Origin of the sequence: Tolypothrix sp. FACHB-123, assembly GCF_014697075.1 — a bacterium.
In the GTDB taxonomy this organism is placed as follows: domain Bacteria; phylum Cyanobacteriota; class Cyanobacteriia; order Cyanobacteriales; family Nostocaceae; genus Aulosira.
The window spans coordinates 133,955-156,075 of the sequence record NZ_JACJRE010000006.1 but is presented as its reverse complement, the minus strand read 5'-3'; the positions used below and the strand labels follow the sequence as shown (position 1 = coordinate 156,075).

General features: G+C 41.8%; 18 protein-coding genes. 8 read left to right on the top strand and 10 right to left on the bottom strand.

Translation table 11 applies throughout. The features are described from left to right. Position 1: 1 nt before the first annotated feature. On the top strand, positions 2–1,201 hold the full coding sequence (locus H6G41_RS06510) for an argininosuccinate synthase (RefSeq protein ID WP_190744723.1): 1,200 nt from the start codon (positions 2–4) through the stop codon (positions 1,199–1,201). A gap of 66 nt (positions 1,202–1,267) precedes the next feature. On the opposite strand, the gene H6G41_RS06505 is transcribed toward H6G41_RS06510, so the two are convergent. After that, positions 1,268–1,897, bottom strand: a complete 630-nt coding sequence (locus H6G41_RS06505; RefSeq protein WP_190744722.1) for a DedA family protein — start codon at positions 1,895–1,897, stop codon at positions 1,268–1,270. A 462-nt stretch (positions 1,898–2,359) separates the two neighbouring features. On the opposite strand from H6G41_RS06505, the gene H6G41_RS06500 reads away from it, so the two are divergent. Continuing rightward, positions 2,360–2,713 carry an STAS domain-containing protein gene (locus H6G41_RS06500; RefSeq protein ID WP_190744721.1) on the top strand — a complete coding sequence of 118 codons (354 nt, stop codon included), beginning with the start codon at positions 2,360–2,362 and terminating at the stop codon, positions 2,711–2,713. 457 nt (positions 2,714–3,170) lie between these two features. Here the strand turns inward: H6G41_RS06500 and H6G41_RS06495 are convergent, their stop codons facing one another. Together H6G41_RS06495 and rpsF are read right to left on the bottom strand one after the other, a co-directional pair. Further along, on the bottom strand, positions 3,171–3,731 hold the full coding sequence (locus H6G41_RS06495) for an Npun_F5560 family protein (protein ID WP_190744720.1): 561 nt from the start codon (positions 3,729–3,731) through the stop codon (positions 3,171–3,173). 199 nt (positions 3,732–3,930) lie between these two features. Next, positions 3,931–4,275 (bottom strand): 30S ribosomal protein S6, encoded by a 345-nt coding sequence (rpsF, locus tag H6G41_RS06490; RefSeq protein ID WP_190744719.1) that lies wholly within the window; start codon positions 4,273–4,275, stop codon positions 3,931–3,933. A gap of 461 nt (positions 4,276–4,736) precedes the next feature. Between rpsF and H6G41_RS06485 the strand changes: the two genes are divergently transcribed. Beyond that, positions 4,737–5,510 carry a fumarylacetoacetate hydrolase family protein gene (locus H6G41_RS06485; protein ID WP_190744717.1) on the top strand — a complete coding sequence of 258 codons (774 nt, stop codon included), beginning with the start codon at positions 4,737–4,739 and terminating at the stop codon, positions 5,508–5,510. Between the two features lie 3 nt (positions 5,511–5,513). Here the strand turns inward: H6G41_RS06485 and H6G41_RS06480 are convergent, their stop codons facing one another. Together H6G41_RS06480 and H6G41_RS06475 are read right to left on the bottom strand one after the other, a co-directional pair. Then, positions 5,514–5,993, bottom strand: a complete 480-nt coding sequence (locus H6G41_RS06480; protein ID WP_190744714.1) for a Tic20 family protein — start codon at positions 5,991–5,993, stop codon at positions 5,514–5,516. Between the two features lie 81 nt (positions 5,994–6,074). Then, entirely contained in the window at positions 6,075–6,272 is a 198-nt protein-coding gene (locus H6G41_RS06475) for a hypothetical protein (protein ID WP_190744712.1), read from the bottom strand. 759 nt (positions 6,273–7,031) lie between these two features. On the opposite strand from H6G41_RS06475, the gene glyA reads away from it, so the two are divergent. Beyond that, positions 7,032–8,315 carry a serine hydroxymethyltransferase gene (gene glyA / locus H6G41_RS06470; RefSeq protein ID WP_190744710.1) on the top strand — a complete coding sequence of 428 codons (1,284 nt, stop codon included), beginning with the start codon at positions 7,032–7,034 and terminating at the stop codon, positions 8,313–8,315. 340 nt (positions 8,316–8,655) lie between these two features. Here glyA and H6G41_RS06465 read toward each other — a convergent pair whose 3' ends face one another. Together H6G41_RS06465 and H6G41_RS06460 are read right to left on the bottom strand one after the other, a co-directional pair. Then, complete coding sequence (locus H6G41_RS06465) at positions 8,656–11,091, bottom strand: CHAT domain-containing protein (RefSeq protein ID WP_190744708.1); 2,436 nt, start codon at positions 11,089–11,091, stop codon at positions 8,656–8,658. A 22-nt stretch (positions 11,092–11,113) separates the two neighbouring features. Beyond that, positions 11,114–11,491 carry a hypothetical protein gene (locus H6G41_RS06460; RefSeq protein WP_190744706.1) on the bottom strand — a complete coding sequence of 126 codons (378 nt, stop codon included), beginning with the start codon at positions 11,489–11,491 and terminating at the stop codon, positions 11,114–11,116. 432 nt (positions 11,492–11,923) lie between these two features. Between H6G41_RS06460 and H6G41_RS06455 the strand changes: the two genes are divergently transcribed. Then, positions 11,924–15,523 carry a CHAT domain-containing tetratricopeptide repeat protein gene (locus H6G41_RS06455; protein ID WP_190744704.1) on the top strand — a complete coding sequence of 1,200 codons (3,600 nt, stop codon included), beginning with the start codon at positions 11,924–11,926 and terminating at the stop codon, positions 15,521–15,523. Between the two features lie 665 nt (positions 15,524–16,188). Continuing rightward, positions 16,189–17,580, top strand: a complete 1,392-nt coding sequence (locus H6G41_RS06450) for an ATP-binding protein (RefSeq protein WP_190744702.1) — start codon at positions 16,189–16,191, stop codon at positions 17,578–17,580. An 85-nt stretch (positions 17,581–17,665) separates the two neighbouring features. Here H6G41_RS06450 and H6G41_RS06445 read toward each other — a convergent pair whose 3' ends face one another. The 3 genes from H6G41_RS06445 to H6G41_RS06435 form a co-directional block, all read right to left on the bottom strand. Then, a complete protein-coding gene (locus tag H6G41_RS06445; protein WP_190744801.1) occupies positions 17,666–18,760 on the bottom strand; it encodes an AI-2E family transporter in 1,095 nt (364 codons plus the stop codon). 171 nt (positions 18,761–18,931) lie between these two features. After that, entirely contained in the window at positions 18,932–19,360 is a 429-nt protein-coding gene (locus H6G41_RS06440; RefSeq protein ID WP_190744700.1) for an NUDIX hydrolase, read from the bottom strand. Positions 19,361–19,465: 105 nt separating this feature from the next. Next, on the bottom strand, positions 19,466–19,870 hold the full coding sequence (locus H6G41_RS06435; protein ID WP_190744698.1) for a hypothetical protein: 405 nt from the start codon (positions 19,868–19,870) through the stop codon (positions 19,466–19,468). Positions 19,871–20,183: 313 nt separating this feature from the next. Between H6G41_RS06435 and folD the strand changes: the two genes are divergently transcribed. Further along, complete coding sequence (gene folD / locus H6G41_RS06430; RefSeq protein WP_190744696.1) at positions 20,184–21,077, top strand: bifunctional methylenetetrahydrofolate dehydrogenase/methenyltetrahydrofolate cyclohydrolase FolD; 894 nt, start codon at positions 20,184–20,186, stop codon at positions 21,075–21,077. Positions 21,078–21,185: 108 nt separating this feature from the next. Next, on the top strand, positions 21,186–22,115 hold the full coding sequence (gene crtE / locus H6G41_RS06425; protein WP_190744694.1) for a geranylgeranyl diphosphate synthase CrtE: 930 nt from the start codon (positions 21,186–21,188) through the stop codon (positions 22,113–22,115). Positions 22,116–22,121: the final 6 nt, after the last annotated feature.

Here is a 22,121-nt window from a genome sequence, read left to right as displayed (position 1 = left end):
AATGGGTCGCGCCAAAAAGGTTGTCTTAGCATATTCTGGGGGAGTTGATACCTCAGTTTGCATTCCCTACCTCAAGCATGAGTGGGGTGTAGAAGAAGTAATTACGCTAGCCGCAGATTTAGGTCAAGGTGATGAATTAGAACCAGTTCGCGAAAAAGCCCTAAAATCGGGTGCAAGTGAATCTCTGGTGGCGGATGTTAAAGACAGCTTCGTAAAAGATTACGCCTTTGCAGCGATTCAAGCTAACGCTTTGTATGAAAATCGTTATCCTCTGGGAACTGCACTTGCTCGCCCACTAATTGCCAAAATATTAGTAGAAACAGCAGAAAAATATGGAGCAGATGCGATCGCTCACGGTTGTACCGGTAAAGGAAACGATCAGGTGCGCTTTGATGTCTCCTGTGCGGCGCTAAATCCCAATCTGAAAATCCTCGCACCAGCTAGAGAATGGGGAATGAGTCGTGAGGAAACCATCGCCTATGGCGAACGCTATGGTATCCCCGTACCAGTGAAAAAATCTTCTCCTTATAGTATTGATAAAAATTTGCTTGGTCGTAGTATTGAAGCTGGTGTCCTCGAAGATCCAGCAAATGAGCCACCAGAAGAAATTTATCAGATGACAAAGGCGATCGCGGATACCCCAAACGAACCAGAGTACATTGAAATTGGTTTCCAACAAGGTATTCCTACTACCCTCAATGGTGTAGCTAAAACCCCAGTAGCGCTGATTGAAGAACTCAATCAGGTAGCTGGAAATCATGGTATCGGGCGGATCGATATGATCGAAAACCGCTTGGTGGGTATTAAATCGCGGGAAATCTACGAATCACCCGCAATGATCGTGTTAATTCAGGCACACCGAGATTTAGAAAGCTTAACTTTGACAGCAGATGTCAGTCACTATAAGCGCGGTATTGAAGAGACTTATACTCAATTAGTTTACAACGGTCTCTGGTACAGTCCTCTCAAAGCAGCTTTAGATGGGTTTATTCAAAAAACTCAAGAGCGAGTTTCTGGAACTGTACGACTCAAACTGTTTAAAGGTAATGCTACCCTTGTCGGGCGTTGGAGTGATAATTCCCTTTACAGCCCAGATTTAGCCACCTATGGCGCTGAGGATCGATTCGATCATAAAGCCGCTGAAGGCTTTATCTACGTTTGGGGTTTACCAACACGTATTTGGGCACAACAGACTAGGTAAAAGCAAAAGTCAAAAGGCAAAAGTAATCACTTGCTTTTACCTTTTGACTTTTGACTTTTTACTTGATTATTCTCCCGCCGCCCGCTTAACTTGGCGAGATTCTAACCAAATGGGAACAACAATTAAAGCCACCAAAATAAGTAAGGCGGCGATCGCAAAATGGCTTACCCAAGAAACTAATTGTTCTAAAGAAACAACTCTTCCCGCAAAGAAAGCCAATGTTACCATCACGCTTGCCCAAGCACTTGCTCCTGCTAAATTATATACAAAGAATTTTCCGAAGGGCATATCGGCTATACCAGCTAGTGGTGCAGCAAATATTCGTAATAACGCAAAAAAGCGGCCAAAAAATACAGCCTTAACAGCATTTTCACTAAATTGGGCTTTAATATTTAGTAGTTTTTCTTCAGAGATCCGAAACAACTTACCGATTTGTAGCAAGACATTCCAGCCACCGAGTCTACCAATCCAATAACCACAGGTACCACCAATTGCCGCACCAGCAACGGCGTCCCCCAGCACCAGCCAGTAATTCAGTTCATTACTGCCTGCAAGAAACCCACCGACAAGGGTTACGGTTTCACCAGGAAGGGGAATGCCCAAATTTTCTAGCAAAATTCCCAAAAAAATTGCCCAATAACCATAATGGTGGGCGAATTCCTGGATGTTTTCTAGTGAAATCAACTCAAGAGACATTCCGCACCGCCGCCTTTACAAATTTTTACTTGTACTATAATCTTTGCTCCATTTTGGCTGGGGTGTCAATCAAGCCACTTAACAAGATTGAATAGCTTCTATTCTATCCTAACCATTATCTCTAGAGTCTTGACGGTAGCTCCCCTTTCAGGTATTAACATACCCGTATAGGTACTGAGACTAACTATAATCTTTTTATAAAAAATTTACCTGAACGCTAATTAATGTAAAAATCCTGTAAAAGATACACACGCTACTGTAATTATTAGTAGCTTATGCCTAATATTGTGAAAGTTAAGACAAATTATACGGCATAAGTACTGAAAAATGTTGTCTTGGTTGCTCTTTTGTTATGCCTTGTTTACTTAGGTAAGCACAGAAGTTACATAACCAAAACCAACTCAGTATCAGTGCCAATTTTGTGTTTTCTGTTATAGTGTTGCAATTAATTCCGTGAAATTCATGAATCAGACACAAGAAACTCAAGTAGTTTTGTTCAAACCCCAAGGAAGTATTGATTTACAGGGTGGCATCGCCTTAAGTCAAGAAATGTCTCAAGTAATACCCCAACCTCATCAACTCTGGGTGGTTGACCTAGCAGCAGTCGATTTTATGGATAGTTCTGGCTTAGTGTCTCTCGTCACAGGATTAAAGGCTGCACATCAAAGTGGTTGTCGCTTAGTTCTGTGCAATGTCAAAGCACCCGTACGCTTGATCCTCGAATTGACTCAGTTGGATTCAGTGTTTGAAATCTTTCATACCTATGAGGATGTCGTAACTATCGCTGAAGATAACAGGCTATTAGTAGTAGGGTGAACCTTTGTTCATAGCAAATAACTGATGGTGAGTTCCCGTTTTTTAATAATTATTAACATATTTTTAATATGAAACCCTCACCATCATCTACATTACCAGATTTATGCTGCCAGAGCAGCAGTGAATTCACATACCTTAAGGGCAATTGCCCTTGAGGCGGTTTGAGGTGCTGTTTTGAGTTTTAGGGGTCGGCGCGATTAAATACTGGCGTACCCCTGGGGGAAGCCAGCTAGCAAGAGCGTCTTTGACAGGAGAAGGCTGTCATTGGTCATTTGGTAAGGGTTTTAAGTTTATTTATGTTTCGCCACTCCCCGATCAACCCAACGGTTGAGAACATTCGGGGGTCAATGCGTAGTCATCCGGCGGAATTCCCCTCCCTCAACAAAGTAGGGAGGGGAATTCCGCCGCACTAGTTAGAAAATTCCCAGAATAAATTCGCAGTCAACGTTAATTAATATTAACTATTAGGAATAGCAGAAATATTAGTTTGGTCAGCAGATGGGCGGGGAAAAGTTGGCAAATCGATGCCACTATGGTTAGCATTACGGCTTTTTACTGCCAAACGATAACTCACACTTTGCAGCTCTGCTTGAAGTTGGCGATTTTCTTTTTGTAGCATTGCCACTTTTTCTCGCACTGGAGCCATACGCTCCTCAAATTTGCGTCGATAAATTTGCGGTAACTCTTGGACTACTTGCTCCAACATCCGACTGCGATCGGTGAGTTCTTGGACTGACTGACGCAGTTGGTAGATTTCAGCGTCTCGCGCTGTAATTTGTTCTTGGTAGAAAGTCACCTGTTGTTCGACGGCTTGCAATTGTTCTTGCAAAGCTTGCAACTGCTGAAGATCTTTTTCCGGTTCAGATTTTTGGGGCATAAAAGTAGTATTGCCCTTCACTAGCCGGAAAAGTTCTTGAGATAGTTGTTGCACTAGTTGATCGCGAAGTTGCAACTCTTGGCGTAGCTGCGATACTTCATTAGAGAGAGCTTGGATGTCGGGTGTATCAAATTGGCTCACAGTGGCTTACAGCTCCCATTCAGAATCTTGTCCACTTTTAGTTAGAATTACGGTCAACTTACTGCGAGTAAGTTGTTGTTAATTTAGCATTACTAACCAAGCCAAGGAGCAAAAAAGGCACATTTTTTTATAAGTTTTATGTTAATTATTTTCTCAGTGCTGAGTAGCAAGACCTCAGCACTGATTTATTGACAATCGCTTAAGCAGGTACGGCTGCTTGATCTGCTTTGTCTGCCTTGTCTGCTTTGTCTTCTTTGACTTCCTGTTTAGTTGTCAGGTAGCGAATTACTTCTTCACTCAAGCGCATAGCTCTTTCTAAAGGAGCGATCGCAGTTGCTGGAGCAGTGTAGTTAAATTGAATGTAAACGCCATCACGCTGCTTTTTAATTTCATAAGCCAGACGACGCTTACCCCGATTTTGGATTTGGATCTCACCTGCACCTTGTTCTTTGAGCAAGTTCTGATACTTGGTAATTGCTTGCTCTACCTGTTCGTCTCCTAAATCGGGACGCAAGATGTACATTGTTTCGTAAACTATCGACATGGCTTTTGAGTCTCCTTATGGACAGATTGGCTGCTTGCTGATATCGATTTATACATGAAATTCAATAAAAAATCTCGGTATAGATCAACATCTGAAGCAACAAGGAACTATAATCTTACCAGTTTTTAAATTGAATCTTGAGCCAAATCAGCCTAAGTTTCAATTTCTCACCAGAAGCTACCCCTTGACTTCTGAAGTTTAACAGCCCAATGAGCAACTTCAGCAATATCCTAATGGTAAGTTGCTGAGTCACGACAGTGGCAGTTAATTAAACCCTAGGACTAATTTTCATCAGGGGAATTCAGCTAGTGGTTGTCAGCCACTCAAGGTCAATATCTATCGGTGGGAGACTAAAGGCTCTACCGTTGAATATTGACTGTTTGTAATTTTCCAAAAGCTAACTTACGGTGGCTACCAGCTAACAGCTTTTAATTGCATCCAAAAGGATATTAATCAAGGTTATGGCGCAGCGCTATGTGCGAGTTCAAAATCCAGAAGGACAGATTTACTATGGGCTATTACAACTATCCTTGAAAGTCCAAGTACTAGATGCTCCACCTTGGCTACAAGGACAGCCGACAGATTTAATTTTGGAACCAGAAAATTATCACATTCTGGCTCCTTGTGCTCCCTCAAAAATTGTGGCGGTGGGCAAAAATTATGCAGATCATGCAGCAGAAATGGGAACTCCCGTACCGAGTGAACCCTTGCTATTTCTCAAGCCGTCAACATGTATTATTGCCTCAGAGACAGAAATCAAATATCCGTCGCTGTCTCAACGGGTAGACTACGAAGGCGAGTTAGCGTTGATTATTGGCGATCGCACTAGTGATTGTACTCCCGAAGAAGCCCAAACTAAAATTTGGGGCTATACCATCGCTAATGATGTTACCGCTAGGGATTTACAAAAAAAGGACGGTCAATGGTCGCGCGCCAAGGGTTTTGACACGTTCTGTCCTTTAGGCCCGTGGATTGTTCGAGAATTAAATCCGGGAGCGAGATTGCAGACGTTTTTAAATGACGATGTCAATCCCGTGCAATCCGCCTGTATCGATCAGATGGTATTTCCACCGGATGTTTTAGTATCCTACATCAGTCAGGTGATGACCTTGCTACCAGGGGATGTGGTGCTGACAGGAACACCAGAGGGTATAGGCGCGTTGCAACTAGGCGATCGCGTCCGTGTAGAAATTGAAGGTATTGGTCGCCTAGAAAACACTGTGATTGCCCGTTAATTGCTAACGTACTTGCATGTAAACAGCATCAGAAATTGCGGGAATTTCTGCGTAACGTCCCATCAGCGACTGAGCTACAGAATATCCTACTGCTGCAACTAAACCGAGAAAGATTGTGCTGGCTACCGTTTGCACGGCAAAATCTATACCAGGGAGTGCGACAACCCGCAAAACTATGCTGCAAAGAAACACAATGATATCTAAAAGGATTGCCTGCATAGTATTAAAGCGGATGAAATGAGCAATTTTTTCATTTCTCACCACTAAAAAGAATAAGGCAAAGAAAACAATCAGTTGTCCTATTTGTCCTAAACTAGCGTAGATAGCAGCTATCGGTTCCAGAGGCGAAAAAAACAATCGAAGTGCGGGAAATTGCCTTAATAAGGAAATATAACCGAACATCAACCCATCAATTAAGGGCAGTAAATAAGGTAAACAAGCAAGAATGCGATCGGACACCGTTGTAGACCCGCGCCAAGCCATTGTGCGTTCTCCTGTGGCTAAATTTCAACAGTTACTTGAGCCTAGGATAACGCAGTTACCTGCGGTTGCTAGCAAATCTCATTATTCTATATTGGCAATGCGGAAACCCATCATGCACTCATATTGCTCTGGATGCTGGGCGTTGATAGTGGGTAGTTGTTGACCACAACGCAGTTGACCTTGCCTCCAACGTGGTTGTCCGCTGCGATCAGCTAGTAAACAAGATTGACAAACCTTAAGGGGTGTGAGGATTTGATCTTCCATTAAAATTACTAGCATTCTATTTCCTCCTGTAAATTCACACTATTATCTACATTTGATTTAGGGAGGATTGGCTTTTTAGACGCTCCAGCCGGAGAATTACCTGTGAGAAAAGTAAATTCTGATTCAATTGGGCAATGAACGCCTAAAAGTAACCGCTGATGTCTCTTAGGCAATGATGTGCGCGTAGAAGCTCGCAAGTGCGCTGGAGAGCAACTCAGGAGTTGTCAGCAGAAACACTTCAATGAGATAAAAGCGATCGCCAAGCAATCAAAATTGCTTAGTAGACTCTATATTTATTCTATGTTGTGTATAGTTAAGCGGAGTTTTTTTAGTAAAAAGTAATACATATATTTTTATAGTTCAAGCCTAGTCAGACTCAGCAAAAGTCTGCATAAGCTAATGCGCATCTAAATTGCACAACTACTAATAAGGGCTATTAACTGTTGTACGGGCGGGTGTAGGGGCGGATTCACCGATATCCGCGTTGAGCAACAAAGATTTAAATAAACCCGCCCCTACTGTCAACGCTCAACAGCCTTTACAACGGATTGTGCAACTTAAAAGCAGAATAGCTTACCCAAATCTTTGGGGCTGGTATTTTGTAAAGTTTGGGACTGACATCTCATAATAAATAAGTCAGCAGAAATTAACATCTATGAGCGAAAGTCATTGAACTATAGACGTTTAACTATGTAATCTTGACTGTGGATTGTTGCTAAAATGTAACACCCAGCCAAAAACAACCCTTGTGCAATTTCCCTAAGGATAGCTGAAGTGAGTAAGACTAATTCAGATTTTTTGAACGCTAGCGATCCAGCGATCGCGGATTTGTTGAATCAAGAACTTAAACGTCAACGCGACCATTTAGAGTTAATTGCGAGTGAAAACTTTACCTCCGCCGCTGTATTAGCTGCTCAAGGTTCCGTACTGACTAATAAATATGCCGAGGGACTTCCTGGTAAACGCTACTATGGCGGTTGTGAGTTTGTCGATAAAGTTGAGCAAATAGCCATCGACCGCGCCAAACAGCTATTTGGTGCTGCTCATGCCAACGTCCAACCCCATTCTGGCGCACAGGCTAACTTTGCTGTGTTTTTAACACTCCTAGAGCCAGGCGACAAAATTATGGGGATGGATTTGTCTCATGGTGGACATTTAACCCACGGTTCCCCAGTAAATGTGTCGGGTAAATGGTTCCAAGTGCGTCATTATGGCGTCAGTCAAGAAACTGAACAATTAGACTACGAACAAATTCGCGAATTAGCGCTGAAGGAGCGTCCTAAACTCTTAATTTGCGGTTATTCGGCTTATCCCAGAATTATTGACTTTGAAAAGTTCCGCAGTATTGCTGATGAAGTAGGTGCTTACTTACTAGCAGATATTGCTCATATTGCTGGTTTAGTGGCTACTGGTCTTCATCCTAACCCGATTCCTCACTGCCATGTAGTTACCACTACCACCCATAAAACTCTCCGCGGCCCTCGTGGTGGTTTAATTTTGACTGGGGATGCAGAACTTGGTAAAAAGCTCGATAAATCAGTTTTCCCCGGAACTCAAGGCGGGCCTTTAGAACATGTAATTGCAGCGAAAGCGGTAGCTTTTGGTGAAGCGTTAAAGCCTGAGTTTAAAACTTATTCTGCGCAAGTAATTGATAATGCTCGTGCTTTAGCGGCGCAATTACAAAAGCGGGGATTAAAGCTAGTCTCTAATGGAACAGATAACCATTTAATGTTAGTAGATTTACGGTCTGTTGGCATGACTGGAAAACAAGCGGATCAGTTAGTCAGTGGTGTAAATATCACCGCTAATAAAAATACAGTTCCCTTCGACCCTCAATCACCATTTGTTACTAGTGGTTTGAGATTAGGTTCACCAGCAATGACCAGTAGAGGATTAGGTGAGGCAGAATTTATCGAGATTGGGAATATTATTGCCGATCGCCTGCTCTCACCAGATTCCGAAGAAGTTGCGGCTGATTGTCTGCGAAGAGTAGCAGCATTATGCGATCGCTTCCCTCTATACTCTCATCTAGAAATTCCCGTACCAGCATTGGCATAGGGTATTGGGCATGGGGCATAGGGTATTGGGCATGGGGCATTGGGCATGGGGCATTGGTAATATTAATTTGACACGTAGGGGCGAGATTTCCTCACATAGGTGTCAAATTAACGCGAAAGCCTTATCAAGACTTGATTTTGAATTAGATTGTCTACCATCAAGATCAACTTTACCCCACCCCAGTTTTGTCTCAAGCCAAAATGTCTTGGCACAGAATTTCATTTTGTAGGGTGGGCACTGCCCACCGAAACCCGGATATGGTGGGCAATACCCACCCTACAAATGGTTGTTTAATTGTGACACCTGCGTAAGTCCTGGAATAAATTACAAACCTTAAAACTTATCTTTCTCCAATCAAAGTAAACGCCGCCCAATCACCAGGAGAAGGAAATTTCTCTTTCGTTTTCAACATTGCTTGACGCAACGCCACAGCTTTATCTGGCTGAGTTTCTAAATTCTTGTAAAACTCCACCATTAAATATTGTGTCGGTTCATCCGGTACTTGCCATAAGGATACTAATACACTGGGAACACCGGCAGAAATCAACGAACGCGATAACCCAATTACCCCATCACCGGAAAGTTTTCCTTTGCCGGTTTCACAAGCACTTAAAACGACTAATTGAGCATTTAATTTTAAATCTAATATTTCCTCAGCTTTGAGTAAACCATCATCTTTTCCTGATGGTGCTAGGGCAATCCAGCTACCTAAACCCCGGTTATCATCAGCCCAGCCGTGAGTGGCTAAATGTATTACATCTACTTGTGATAAGCGTTGCAATATATTGACTTTAGTTGCATCTTTACCGAGAATTGCTTTGGTGTTTAACATATCAGCAATTGTCTTGGCTTCTAGTTCCGCCCCTGGTAATGGATCTAACCTAGTAGCAGGTTGACGCGGTTGGGTAGAGACTAGCGGCATGGTTGGATTGCCGACAATCAAAGCATTTTTATAATTGGTGGTTCTGCCTCGCCCTAATTTATGGGTAAAATCTAACACCTGAATTGCTGGGGCAGTGAGCATGGTATGTTTTTCTACTAAATATTTACCTCGTTCATCGCGCAAGGCTGGGAATGGTGCGAGAAATAAAGAATCTTGCGGAATGAAAATAACTCTGTCGCTCTGATTTTTTGGTAATAAATCAGCGATATTTTTAATTAATAAATCATGCAATTTTTGTAATGATTCTTCTTTTTTTTCTCCTTGAGGATTTTCCGTCACCACAATTCCCCCTCGACCTCTGAGGGCACCTATACCTGTACGGCTACTGTTAACTAATTCTTTTAAACTTGTTTTATCTTTTTGCCACAGTGGTTTAAGGTCAACTTGCCGGAAAGCAATTTCACCTGTAGGTTTGATGACCCAAATATACAAATCTGATTCGTGAAATTCTTGTTTACCTGCTACTTGAAAATCATCAACAATAATTGAATATTGTACGAGAGTAGCATTTTGCTTTTGGGCAATTTGTTTAATTTCGGCAATTGTTGGCGATCGCTGTGCTTGATTAGCCTGTTGATTGTTAGTAGATAGACGGGATGCAAGCAATTCAACAAACGCCCTAGCACGACCGCGTTCGGCTATTTCTAAAGCTGCATCTGGTTTATTTTGGGCGATGAGGATTTTTTGTAAAATTCTGTAGGTGTTACTTTGGGTGTCTAAAAGTGAAACTTTGTTGCTATCAGCTAATCTTTGATCTCGCAGAGATTCATAAACATTAATGGCTGCATATAAAGTTTTCTCAGCGTTGGGGAGATCGCCTTGTTTGTAGAAAGCAGCGCCTAGATTATTTAAAGACTGTCCTTCACTTAAACGATCTTTAATTTGACGAGCGATTGCTAAACTTTGCTGATGGTACTCAATCGCTTTTTTGTAATCGCCCAAAGCATAGTAAGCACCACCGAGATTACCCAGCGTCGCAGCTTCACCCTGACGATGTTTGATTTCTCTGCTGATAATTAAACTTTGTTGCTGGAACTCAATCGCTTTTTTGTAATCGCCCAAAGCATAGTAAGCACCACTGAGATTATTTAAAGATTGTCCCTCACCTAACCTATCGCGAATTTGACGAGCGATCGCTAATCTTGCGGCGTGATAATCAATGGCTTTTTGATAGTCTCCTAAAGAATAATAAACTAAACCCAGATTCCCCAAAGACTGTCCTTCGCCCAATTTGTCTTGAAGTTCGCGTTTAATTGCTAAACTTTGTTGGTGGTATTCAATGGCTTTTGGGTAGTCTCCTAAAGAATAATAAGCAATACCCAAATTCCCGAAAGACTGGGACATTCCGAATCTGTCTTTAATTTCGCGTTTAATTGCTAAACTCTGCTGCTGGTATTCAATGGCTTTTGGGTAGTCTCCCATACCATAGTAAGCAAGTCCGAGATTACCCAGCGACAATCCTTCACCGCGTTTATCTTGAAGTTCGCGGGCGATCGCTAAACTTTGCTGCTGGTATTTAATAGCTGTAGGATAGTCCCCCAGAGCATCATAAGCAATACCCAAATTACCCAACACATTACCCTCACCTTTACGATCTTTGATTTGGCGGTAGATAATGAGTGCTTGTTGCCATGATTGTAATGCAGCTGCAAATTGACTAGTTTCAAACTGCTTAATACCTTGCTGCAAAAGTCTATTAGCTTCAGCTTTCCCCCCTGAAGTTTGCGCTGAAACTGGTGTAATTCCCACAATCGCGGATGAGTTGATGGGTGTTTGGGCGATTGGGGTAAGTAGGGTAATACAGGTGAGAACTGCGGTTTTGTATATTTTCATAAATGTTACCTAAGTAATCTTATCAGTAACATATACCTCTATGATGGGTTAGGGTATGCAGTTTTAGAAAATTGGGTATCAGGTTTGCATTTATAGCAAATGCGTAGGCGTATCCCAATCTAGCGATCGCCAAAATTGCAATTGTAGTATCAGAAATGGCAAATGTATTATCAAAAGTCGTTTTTGTATTATCAAAAGCTGTAAATGCGATCGCAAAAGTCACAAATGTATTATCAAAAGCTGTTTTTGTATTATCGAAAGCTGTAAATGCGATCGCCAAAATAGCAAATGTATTATCAAAAGCCGCAATTGTAGTATCGAAAATAGAAAATGCAACTGCCGAAATAGCAATTGTAGAATCAAAAATAGAAAATGCGTAGGCATAAACCGCCGTAAGCATCGCCAAAATAACAAATGGGTTCGCAAATATAGCAAATGCGTAGGCGTAAACCGCCGCAGCAGATATCGCTCAAGGTTTTACAGCGAATTGCAATTTGGTGAGGTACAGATAATCGTTAATTGTAGGGGCATTGGCACTGCCATGCCCCGAAGCACGTACCTCATTTATGAAATATGGTGTATTGTGCCCATTTACAGCGATATTACCGTTTCAGCAGATTGTCAATGTCCGACTGTGGGGTTTTAATCCCCATACCAAAAAACCAACGATCCAACAAGTAGGGGCACGGCACCGATAAAATTTCTGTATTGCCGAGAGATTATGGATGCCGTGCCCTTACAGCGTATTATCTTAAAGTTTCCGTAAACCTGCATACCCTCACACCGCCGAGAAATATATTGATTTGTAGATAAAAAATCAGTATAAAAGCTCATGACGAAGCATAAGAAACTCCCTGTGTTGGCTTCTCGCGCTGTAGTTTTATTTTTCTCCCTGCTGTTATTATCCGAGTCAACAGTTGCCAGTGTGGGGAGTTATGGGTTAAAAATTGCCCAGCAGCCAGCGACAACCAGCCAAGATGCAACTCGTGCGGAAGCGGAAAGATTAACGCAGGAAGGATGGCAATTGTTTCAGCAAGGAACAGCAGAATCATTAAGACAGGCGATTGTTAAATGGCAAGAAGCGCTGAAACTGTGGCAAAAAGTCGGCGATAAACAATGGCAAGCTAATATACTCCTCGGTCTTGGTAGAATCTATTCTGATTTAGGAGAAAAAGAGCAAGGGCTGAAGTTCTTGAATCAATCTTTACCTCTCATGAGGGAAGTGAGGGATACAGCAGGCGAAGCAACCACCCTCAACAATATCGGCAAAGTTTATTCTGATTTAGGAGAAAAACAGCAGGCGCTGAAGTTCTACAATCAATCTTTACCTCTCACGAGGAAATTGGGAGATAAAGCACAAGAAGCAACCACCCTCAACAATATCGGCAAAGTTTATTCTGATTTAGGAGAAAAACAGCAGGCGCTGAAGTTCCTCAATCAATCTTTGCTCTTGAGGCGGAAAGTGGGGGATAAAGCAGGCGAAGCAAGTACACTCAACAATATCGGCGCTGTCTACTTTTCGTTAGGAGACAAACAGCAAGCGCTGAAGTTCTTCAATCAATGTTTAACCCTTATGAGGGAAGTGAGGGATAAAGCAGGCGAAGCAATCACCCTCAACAATATCGGTGAGGTCTATTCCTCATTAGGAGACAAACAGCAGGCACTGAAGTTCTTCAATCAATCTTTGCCCCTAGCTAAGGAAGTGGGAAATAAAGCAGGCGTTGCAACTACCCTCAACAATATCGGCGCTGTCTACTCTGATTTAGGAGAAAAAGAGCAGGCGCTGAAGTTCTTCAATCAATCTTTGCTCTTGAGGCGGGAAGTGGGAGATAAAGCAGGCGTTGCTACCACCCTCAACAATATCGGTGAGGTCTACTCCTCATTAGGAGAAAAACAGCAAGCACTGAAGTTCTTCAATCAATCTTTACCTTTGGCTAGGGAAGTGAGAAATCAAGCAGGTGTTGCAACTACTCTCAGTAATATCGGCAAAGTCTACTCCTTGTTAGGAGAAAAACAGCAGGCGCTGAATTTCTACAATCAATCTTTGCCCCTAGCTAGGGAAGTGGGGGATAAAGCACAAGAAGCAAACACTCTCAACAGTATCGGAGTAGTCTACGACGATTTAGGAGAAAAACAGCAAGCGCTGAATTTCTACAATCAATCTTTGCCCCTAGCTAGGGAAGTTGGGGATAAAGCACAAGAAGCAGCCATCCTCAACAATATCGGTTTACTCTACTCTGATTTAGGAGAACAAAAGCAGGCGCTGAAGTTCTTTAATCAATGTTTAACCCTGACGAGGGAAGTGAGGAATAAAGCACAAGAAGCAACTACCCTCAACAACATCGCTGGTGTCTACTTTTCATTAGGAGAAAAACAGCAGGCGCTGAAGTTCTTGAATCAATCTTTGCCCTTGAAGCGGGAAGTGGGGGATAAAGCAGGCGTTGCTACCACCCTCAACAATATCGGTAAAGTCTACTCTTCATTGGGAGAAAAACAGCAGGCACTCAAATTCTTCAACTCTTCTTTACCTTTGATGAGGGAGGTGGAGTATAAGACAGGAGAGGCGACTACCCTATGGAATATTGCTGACTTAGAACGCAAAGCAGGTAATTTCCAAGCTGCACTGAGAAAAATCGACAGTGCCATCCAAATTATCGAAGATTTACGCAAAACATATACTAACAAAGATCTGCAAAGCACCTATTTCGCGACAGTCCAAGATTACTACAAATTCAAAATCGACCTGTTGATGGAACTGCATAAAAAAGACCCATCAAAAGGATATAATGCCCAAGCAATTGAAACAAGCGAAGCATCCCGCGCTAGAGGATTAGTAGAACTGTTAACCGAAGCCCACGCCAATATCCGCAAAGGTGCAAACCCAGAACTTTTAGCCGAAGAACGCCGCATACAAGCATTAATTGATGGTAAAGAAAAAGTCAGGTTTGAAATAGTTAACAGCAATAAAATTCAAGACCCCATATATAAAGCCAACGCCGAGAAATTACAAGCAGAAATTGATGAACTTCTCCGCCAACAAAAGGAACTAGAAACCAAAATCCGCCAAACTAGCCCACAATACGCTAACCTTAAATATCCCCAACCCCTAAATTTATCGCAAATTCAGCAACAACTCGATAAAGATACCCTGCTATTACAATATTCCTTAGGTAGCGATCGCAGTTTTTTATGGGTAGTTTCTCCCAATTCTCTCGACACTTACGAACTTCCCAAAAAACAAGAGATAGAAAAAAGCGCCATTAATCTATTTTGTTTAATTAGCCAACATATCTCTAAACCGCCTTCTGTAACTAACAAAGAAAATCCCTGCACTGGGATTAAAAACCGCAAAATTGATGTCGCCGCCACAGAACTCAGTCAACTAATTCTCTCACCTGTCAAAGGTAAATTAGGCACAAAACGCCTCGTGATTGTTGCTGATGGTGCTTTGCAATATATTCCCTTTGCCGCCTTAGCTGATTTAAACTCTCAACCAACTTCCACACCACCACAGGAGAATGAAAAACCAAAAGAAACTTCTTGTTCTGGTGCGGGTGGTATTCGTGTCTGTTCTCCAGCACAACCGCAGAGTTTAAATTACCAGCCTTTATTAGTAAACCACGAAATTGTCAGCTTACCTTCCGCATCTACCATTGCCATTCAACGCCAACAACTCGCCAATCGTCCCCAAGCACCCCAAGCCTTAGCTATCCTAGCAGATCCCGTATACAACGCTACCGATACAAGAGTTACCACTGCCCAAAATAAACAACTGCAAAAGCAAGATTCCCTAGATTTAGAACTAGAACGCTCCGCCCTCAAGCGTTCTGCCGATAGCCTCAATCGCCAAGGCTGGACGCGACTTTTAGGTACACGCACAGAAGCCGAGACAATATTTAACCTAGTACCTAATGCCAAAAATCTGCAACTTTTAGATTTTGCCGCAAATTACACCGCAGCTACTAGCAACAATCTTAATCAATTCCGAATTTTACACTTTGCTACCCACGGCTTTGTTAACGATGCTAACCCAGAATTATCAGGGCTTGTACTTTCTTTAGTAGATAAACAAGGTAAAGATATTCGCGGATATCTGCGATTAGCAGACTTATTTAACCTCGATTATCCCGCAGATTTAATTGTTTTGAGTGCTTGCGAAACTGGATTAGGTAAAGAAATTCAAGGCGAAGGCTTAGTAGGTTTAACAAGAGGCTTAATGTATGCGGGTGCAGAAAGATTAGTCGTGTCTTTATGGCAAGTTGATGACAAAGGCACAGCTGAATTTATGCAAGAATTTTACAAGCAAATGTGGCAGCAAAATAAATCAGCAAATCAAGCATTGCGGGCGGCACAATTAAAAATGTGGCAACAAGAAAAATGGCGTAATCCCAATTATTGGGCGGCGTTTACCTTCTTAGGTGAATGGCGATAGCCAAGTAGGGGCGGGTTTACAGATCATTGGTGTCAACTTAACGTGAAAACCGCTTGGTTGCAAGGTTTCGCCCTCACCCCCAGCCCCTCTCCCTCAGGGAGCGGGGAGCAAGAGATTCAATTCCCCTTCTCCCTGAGGGAGAAGGGGTTAGGGGATGAGGGCGAGGGTTTTTGTACAACACGCGCCGTATATAGCTTTTAGCTTAAGTTGACACCAATGGTTTACAGATATGCTCAATTACCCACGAGAATATTGCTTAACCCGCCCCTACAGCTTGTGGGAAATGCGGTTTCTTCCCTGTTACCTGAATTTTTAGTAATTCGTAATTCGACTTGTAGGGTGTGTTGTCGCGCAGCGCAACGCACCAACTATCTTATTAAAAATTAACGGTGCGTTAGCCTACGGCATAACACACCCTACTGCATCATAAATATTTTCATATTTTTTGAAATTAAAGCATAGATTATTCAACTAGATAAATTACCTATTCTGACAACACTACAACCTTTATCTAAATAGCTAATATTTTCCCTACCTATGTGATATTGGCAAATCAAAGGGGAAATATAAATTGGTAACGTTTGCTGAATTTAGCAATTATTACAGTACGTTATTTGGCGTGCGTACTACCAGGAATCATATTTCAACAGTAAAGGATTGAAAGTATGCTGGCTATGGATACCATAAAGAATGGTAAGGAACTGAATTTGCAATTAGAATCAACTTTGCAAGAATTACCACTTTGGTCAGTTTACGTTGAAATAGCTCATCCTGCCAAGGATTTAAATATCATTTTTGAGCAAAATCCTTTACTACCAGGAATCATTCTGACTGGCGAGCGAGAATATATAGGTATGATTTCTCGGCAAAGATTTTTTGAACATATGAGTCGCCCCTATAGTTTTGCACTCTTTGCCAAACGTCCTACAGAGAATCTTTTAAAATTTCTCGACTTAGATGTGTGTCTCATTGGTGAAGAAACACCCATCGTTGAAGCAATTCAAATTGCATTACAGCGTCCATCTCAATTAGCTTATGAACCGATAGTAGTCAAAACTAAATTAGGTAATTATAAACTTTTAGATTTCCACCAATTACTTTTAGCCTACTCTCAAATTCAGGTATTAACCCTAGCGCAACTAGAACAAGTAGAAGAACAATCAAGAATAGCTAAAGAAGGCTTTCGTAACTTAAAAAATAACTATACAAGATTACTGCAAAATGATAAGATGGCGGCTTTAGGACAACTAGTTGCAGGTATTGCCCACGAAATTAATAACCCTGTCAGCTTCATTGCCGGCAACTTAGTTCACGCTCTCAACTATAGCCAGGACTTACTTGACTTAGTGAGTCTATACCAAAAATATTATCCCGAACCAGCAGCAGAAATTCAAGATGCGATCGCGGATATTGAACTAGAATTTTTAACCGCTGATTTTGTCCATCTGCTGAAGTCAATGAAAGTAGGTACTGAACGCATTCAAGAAATCGTTCTTGCTTTACGCAATTTTTCTCGTCTAGATGAATCTGATAAAAAAATAGTTGATATCCATGAAGGAATTGATAGTGCTTTACTACTCTTACAAAGCCGCCTGAAAAATCAACAAACAGGTCAAATTATTAACCTTGTTAAAGAATATGCAAAACTCCCATTAGTAGAATGCTATCCTGGGTTACTCAATCAGGTATTTATGAGCATTATCACCAATGCGATAGATGCGATTTATCATAATTTTAATACATCAGAATTGAGTAGTTATTTACCCAATCCATTTTTTAAAGATCCCCTAATTAAAATTCAGACTGAACTACAAGATGAGAATTATGTAACTATTCGGATTATCGATAATGGTTTAGGCATACCCAAAGATATTCAAAAGCGATTATTTGACCCTTTCTTTACGACTAAAAATATAGGTCAAGGTACGGGATTAAGTTTATCTATCAGTTATCAAATTATCGTAGATAAACATAACGGACAACTACAATGTGTATCTGGAGTAGGCAAAGGTACAGAGTTTATAATTACAATTCCCGTCCGTCTTGATTCTTATTAAGAATATCTATTTTAAATTTATCAATCATTTCGTAGTCAGGACTTTAGTCCTGACTACAAACTTTCCATTATTTCCACTGTTCTACTTATTCACCAACTTCCACAGGGGAAGCATGTTTGATGTTGTCATTAGATACAATAATTTGACTAAATGCTCCATCACGCCAGCTATCTACAATATCTTTAATAAAACTGGCGATGGGAATAGCAATTAATAACCCTAAAACGCCTCCCAATTTAGCGCCAATTAATAAAGAAATTACAACCCATACGGGATTTAAACCTGTCAAATTTCCCAAAATCCGAGGAGCAATAAAATTAGCATTTATTTGGTCAATTGCTACAGCTGTACCTAATACTTCTACCCCTAACCAAATATTTTGCAAAGCTACCAAAAAACTAACTATAGCTATGCCTATTCCCGTACCAAAAGGGAAGAGTGAGAAAAAGCCAATAGCAATGCCAAAAAGTAGGGCTAAGGGAACTTGAAGTGTAAAAAATGCTAATGTAATTGCCGAGCCTAAAACAGCACCTAATGTTGCCTGACCAATAAAATAATTATGAAAATCCTCGCGCAATAATTCCCGCACTTTCGGGCCGATGTGCGGCGGAAACCACTGAAAAATTCCATCCCAAAGGCGATCGCCATTTAATACCATGTAGACAGTTAGTACCACTGTCAGCAGTACGTTAACTACTACACCGATAGTATCAACGGCAACACTGAGAATTCTCCCAGTGAAAGATTGCAACTGATTAGATAATCGTTCTAAGGCTTGGGTAGCTAAACCAGCTAAATTTACTGGTAGTTGTTGTGTCGCCGCCCAGCTTTGCAAAGCTTGAATTTGTTCGCCCGCAGAATCAATCCAATAGGGCAGAATATTAACTAATTCGTTGAGCTGTTGTATGATCAGCGGTACTAAAGTGATACCTAAACCCACTAAAACTACCACAGCCAAAAGTAACACTACTACAATAGCCAGGTTGCGTTTTACCCCCCGTTCCTGCAAAAACTGAATGGGATAATTCAACACAAAAGCCAGTAAGACAGCAGCCACAATAATACTAACTAGTGGTTGAAAATACTGCACAACCTGAAGCAATAGCCAACCGTTGAGAATAGCAACGGGAAATGCCAAGCCGATACTTAACCATCGCGGTAGTTTGTTTACTGATTGCATTGGTAACTCCACAAAAGGGGGAACTGTTGACGGTTGACGGTTGACGGTTGACAACTGAAAATTGACAACTGACAACTGACAACTGACAACTGACAACTGTACGGGCGGGTTCACAGATATCCTCACGAATTCATGACGATCTCACATAAACCCGCCCCTACTGACAACTAACTATTGACTATCAATAAAATCAAGCATAATTCGCTGATGCATCGGCCCTAAAGGTCGAATTTCACCAGCATTGTTTGAGTAACAGTTACCTTGGCGAATATCTTTTGGTGTTAAAAAACCCATGTCCCAGCCTTCATTTAAAACCAGTCGATCTAAACCTACCAAGAGTGGAGCATGAAAGACATGGCGGATAATTTTTTCATCCCAATAACAGGCAAATGGGGCGAAATCAGCAAAATCATAGCCGATTTCTTCTAATATTTCGCGTTTGACCGCTATTTCTGGTGTTTCTCCTGACTCGATATGTCCGCCAAACAGCGCCCAGTAACCAGGGTAGAGAATATTCGGGATGTTGTCCCGCAGTTGCATAAGAAACTTGTTGTCTTGGTAGAGAATTGCGATCGCAACCTGCACCTTTTCATTATTCATAAACTTTTACTGAGCTAGATATTTATGAAATAAATAACACATACACAATACTTAAATTTTCTTCCCAATCAACAATCAACAATCAACAATCAACAGTCAACATTCCTAAGAATCTTCCTCAATATATATTTCTCCTAACTCCTTTCCTGCCAAAGGTATGCTTTGATACTTGACTTTACCTTTAATCACCACTTCCGCTCCTTTTGCCAAGTTATTTTGACTAGTAACAACCCAAATTTTGCCAGTGGAGTCATCGATTTGATAAGCCCAGCGTTGCAAAAGGGGAACTTGCCTTTCTACCTTACCTTGAATGTAAACTGTAGCCTTATCAGCTTGTGCTGGCTGAATTTTCCCAATGGGGGTGATATTACTCCCAATGTGAAAATTCCCGATGTTAAAGCCAGGTTGTGAGACGTTACCACAACTACAAAGCCCCCATACCAGTAGCAATAACAATGCTAGGCGGTAAGGCAAAATACTGTGAGTTAGAGAAAAGTTTTGTTTGGTCATTTGTTAATAGTCAGTTGTCAGTTGTCAGTTGTCAGTTGTCAGTTGGGGCGGGTTTATGTGAGATCGTCATGAATTCGTGAGGATATCTGTGAACCCGCCCGTCCCGGTCGCCGAGGGTCGCGGAGGCGCTGCTGCCAATAATGCAGTCGATCTGAGAAAATAAGGCAGTATGATTTTGCTGTTTGAACCACGCTACGCCATAAAATAGCAAGACCATCATAGTCAATAGACACATTTTATGGATGACTGTTGACTCCGCTACAGCCGGCTAGATGTTGGACTTTGGATTTAAGGCGAATTTCTGGGAATTTTCATGGAAACAAAAACTGCCAAACTTCTTGATGGTAAAGCTTTAGCTGAAAAAATTCAGCAACAACTCAAAGAACGAATTACAGATTTACAACCACAACTTGGGCGTCCTCCGGGATTAGCTGTATTAATGGTTGGCGATAACCCTGCATCGGCTGCTTATGTCCGCAATAAAGAGCGAGCTTGCGCTAAGGTGGGAATTGCTTCCTTTGGTAAGCATTTCCCTACAGAAACTACTCAAGCAGAACTAGAAGATGTCATTGCTGCACTCAATCAAGATCCGCAGGTAGATGGGATTCTCGTACAGTTACCGCTACCCCAACATTTAGATTCTGTGAGCTTGCTGAATAAAATCGATCCAGATAAAGATGCTGACGGCTTGCATCCGGTGAATTTAGGGCGACTGGTACGTCAAGAAGCAGGTTTACGCAGTTGTACCCCGGCTGGCGTGATGCGATTGTTGGCGGAATATGAAATTCCTTTACAAGGAAAGCAAGCAGTCGTAGTAGGACGTAGTATTTTGGTGGGTAAACCAATGGCATTGATGCTGCTGGAAGCCAATGCTACGGTAACTATTGCTCACTCGCGATCGCATGACTTAAAATCCATCACCCAAAATGCCGATATTCTCATTGCAGCCGTGGGAATTCCGGGATTGATTACCGCAGAAATGGTGAAACCGGGCGCTGTTGTGGTAGATGTGGGGATGAATCGCGTCACCGATCCCAGTGGCAAAAGTCGTTTAGTTGGCGATGTCGATGGGGAATCCACAGCTGGCGTAGCAGAGTTTCTTACCCCCGTTCCTGGTGGTGTTGGGCCGATGACTGTTGCTATGTTGTTGCAAAATACATTTGCCAGCTATTTGAGGCGGCTAGGAATAGCAAATGCTGAATTATGAGTGATTGTTCCTAATTCTTAACTCTTAATTACTCGCGTTTTAAGCACCAAAGCCCCTTAAAATTGTGACGTATATGACAAAAATACCAAAGTCTCAGGAATTTTAAGAATGGTAGCAACTGATAAGTTTAAAAAAACGCCCCAAACAGACACGTTTAACCTATCAGCTTATCTCAAAGAGCGACAACAGCTTTGCGAAACTGCTTTGGATCGGGCGATCCCTGTCGTCTATCCCGAAAAAATCTATGAATCAATGCGCTACTCTTTGTTAGCTGGCGGTAAGCGTGTACGTCCGATTCTGTGCCTTGCTACCTGCGAAATGACTGGCGGGACAATCGATATGGCTATGCCAACCGCTTGCGCTGTGGAAATGATCCACACTATGTCATTGATTCATGATGACCTACCCGCAATGGATAATGATGATTATCGACGGGGTAAGTTGACAAATCACAAAGTTTATGGTGAAGATATTGCCATTTTAGCTGGGGATGGCTTATTAGCTTACGCTTTTGAGTTTGTCGCCACCCAAACACCCCAAAGCGTACCTAGGGACAGAGTATTGCATGTTGTAGCGCGTCTCGGTAGAGCTTTAGGTGCAGCAGGCTTGGTTGGCGGTCAAGTAGTGGATTTAGAATCGGAAGGTAAAGCGGATACTTCCCTAGAAACTTTGAATTTTATTCACAATCACAAAACCGCTGCATTGTTAGAAGCTTGTGTAGTTTGTGGAGGAATTTTAAGTGGAGTATCGGCAGAAGATTTACAAAAATTAACTAAGTATGCTCAGAATATTGGTTTAGCATTCCAAATTATCGATGATATTTTGGATATCACCGCTACTCAAGAAGAATTAGGGAAAACTGCTGGCAAGGATTTGAAAGCCCAGAAAGTCACTTATCCTAGCCTGTGGGGAATTGACGAATCCCGAATTAAAGCCCAACAGCTAATTGAAGCAGCTTGTGCAGAATTAGATTCCTTTGGCGACAAAGCACAACCCTTAAAAGCGATCGCTCATTTCATTGTCAGTCGCAATAACTAAGTCAAC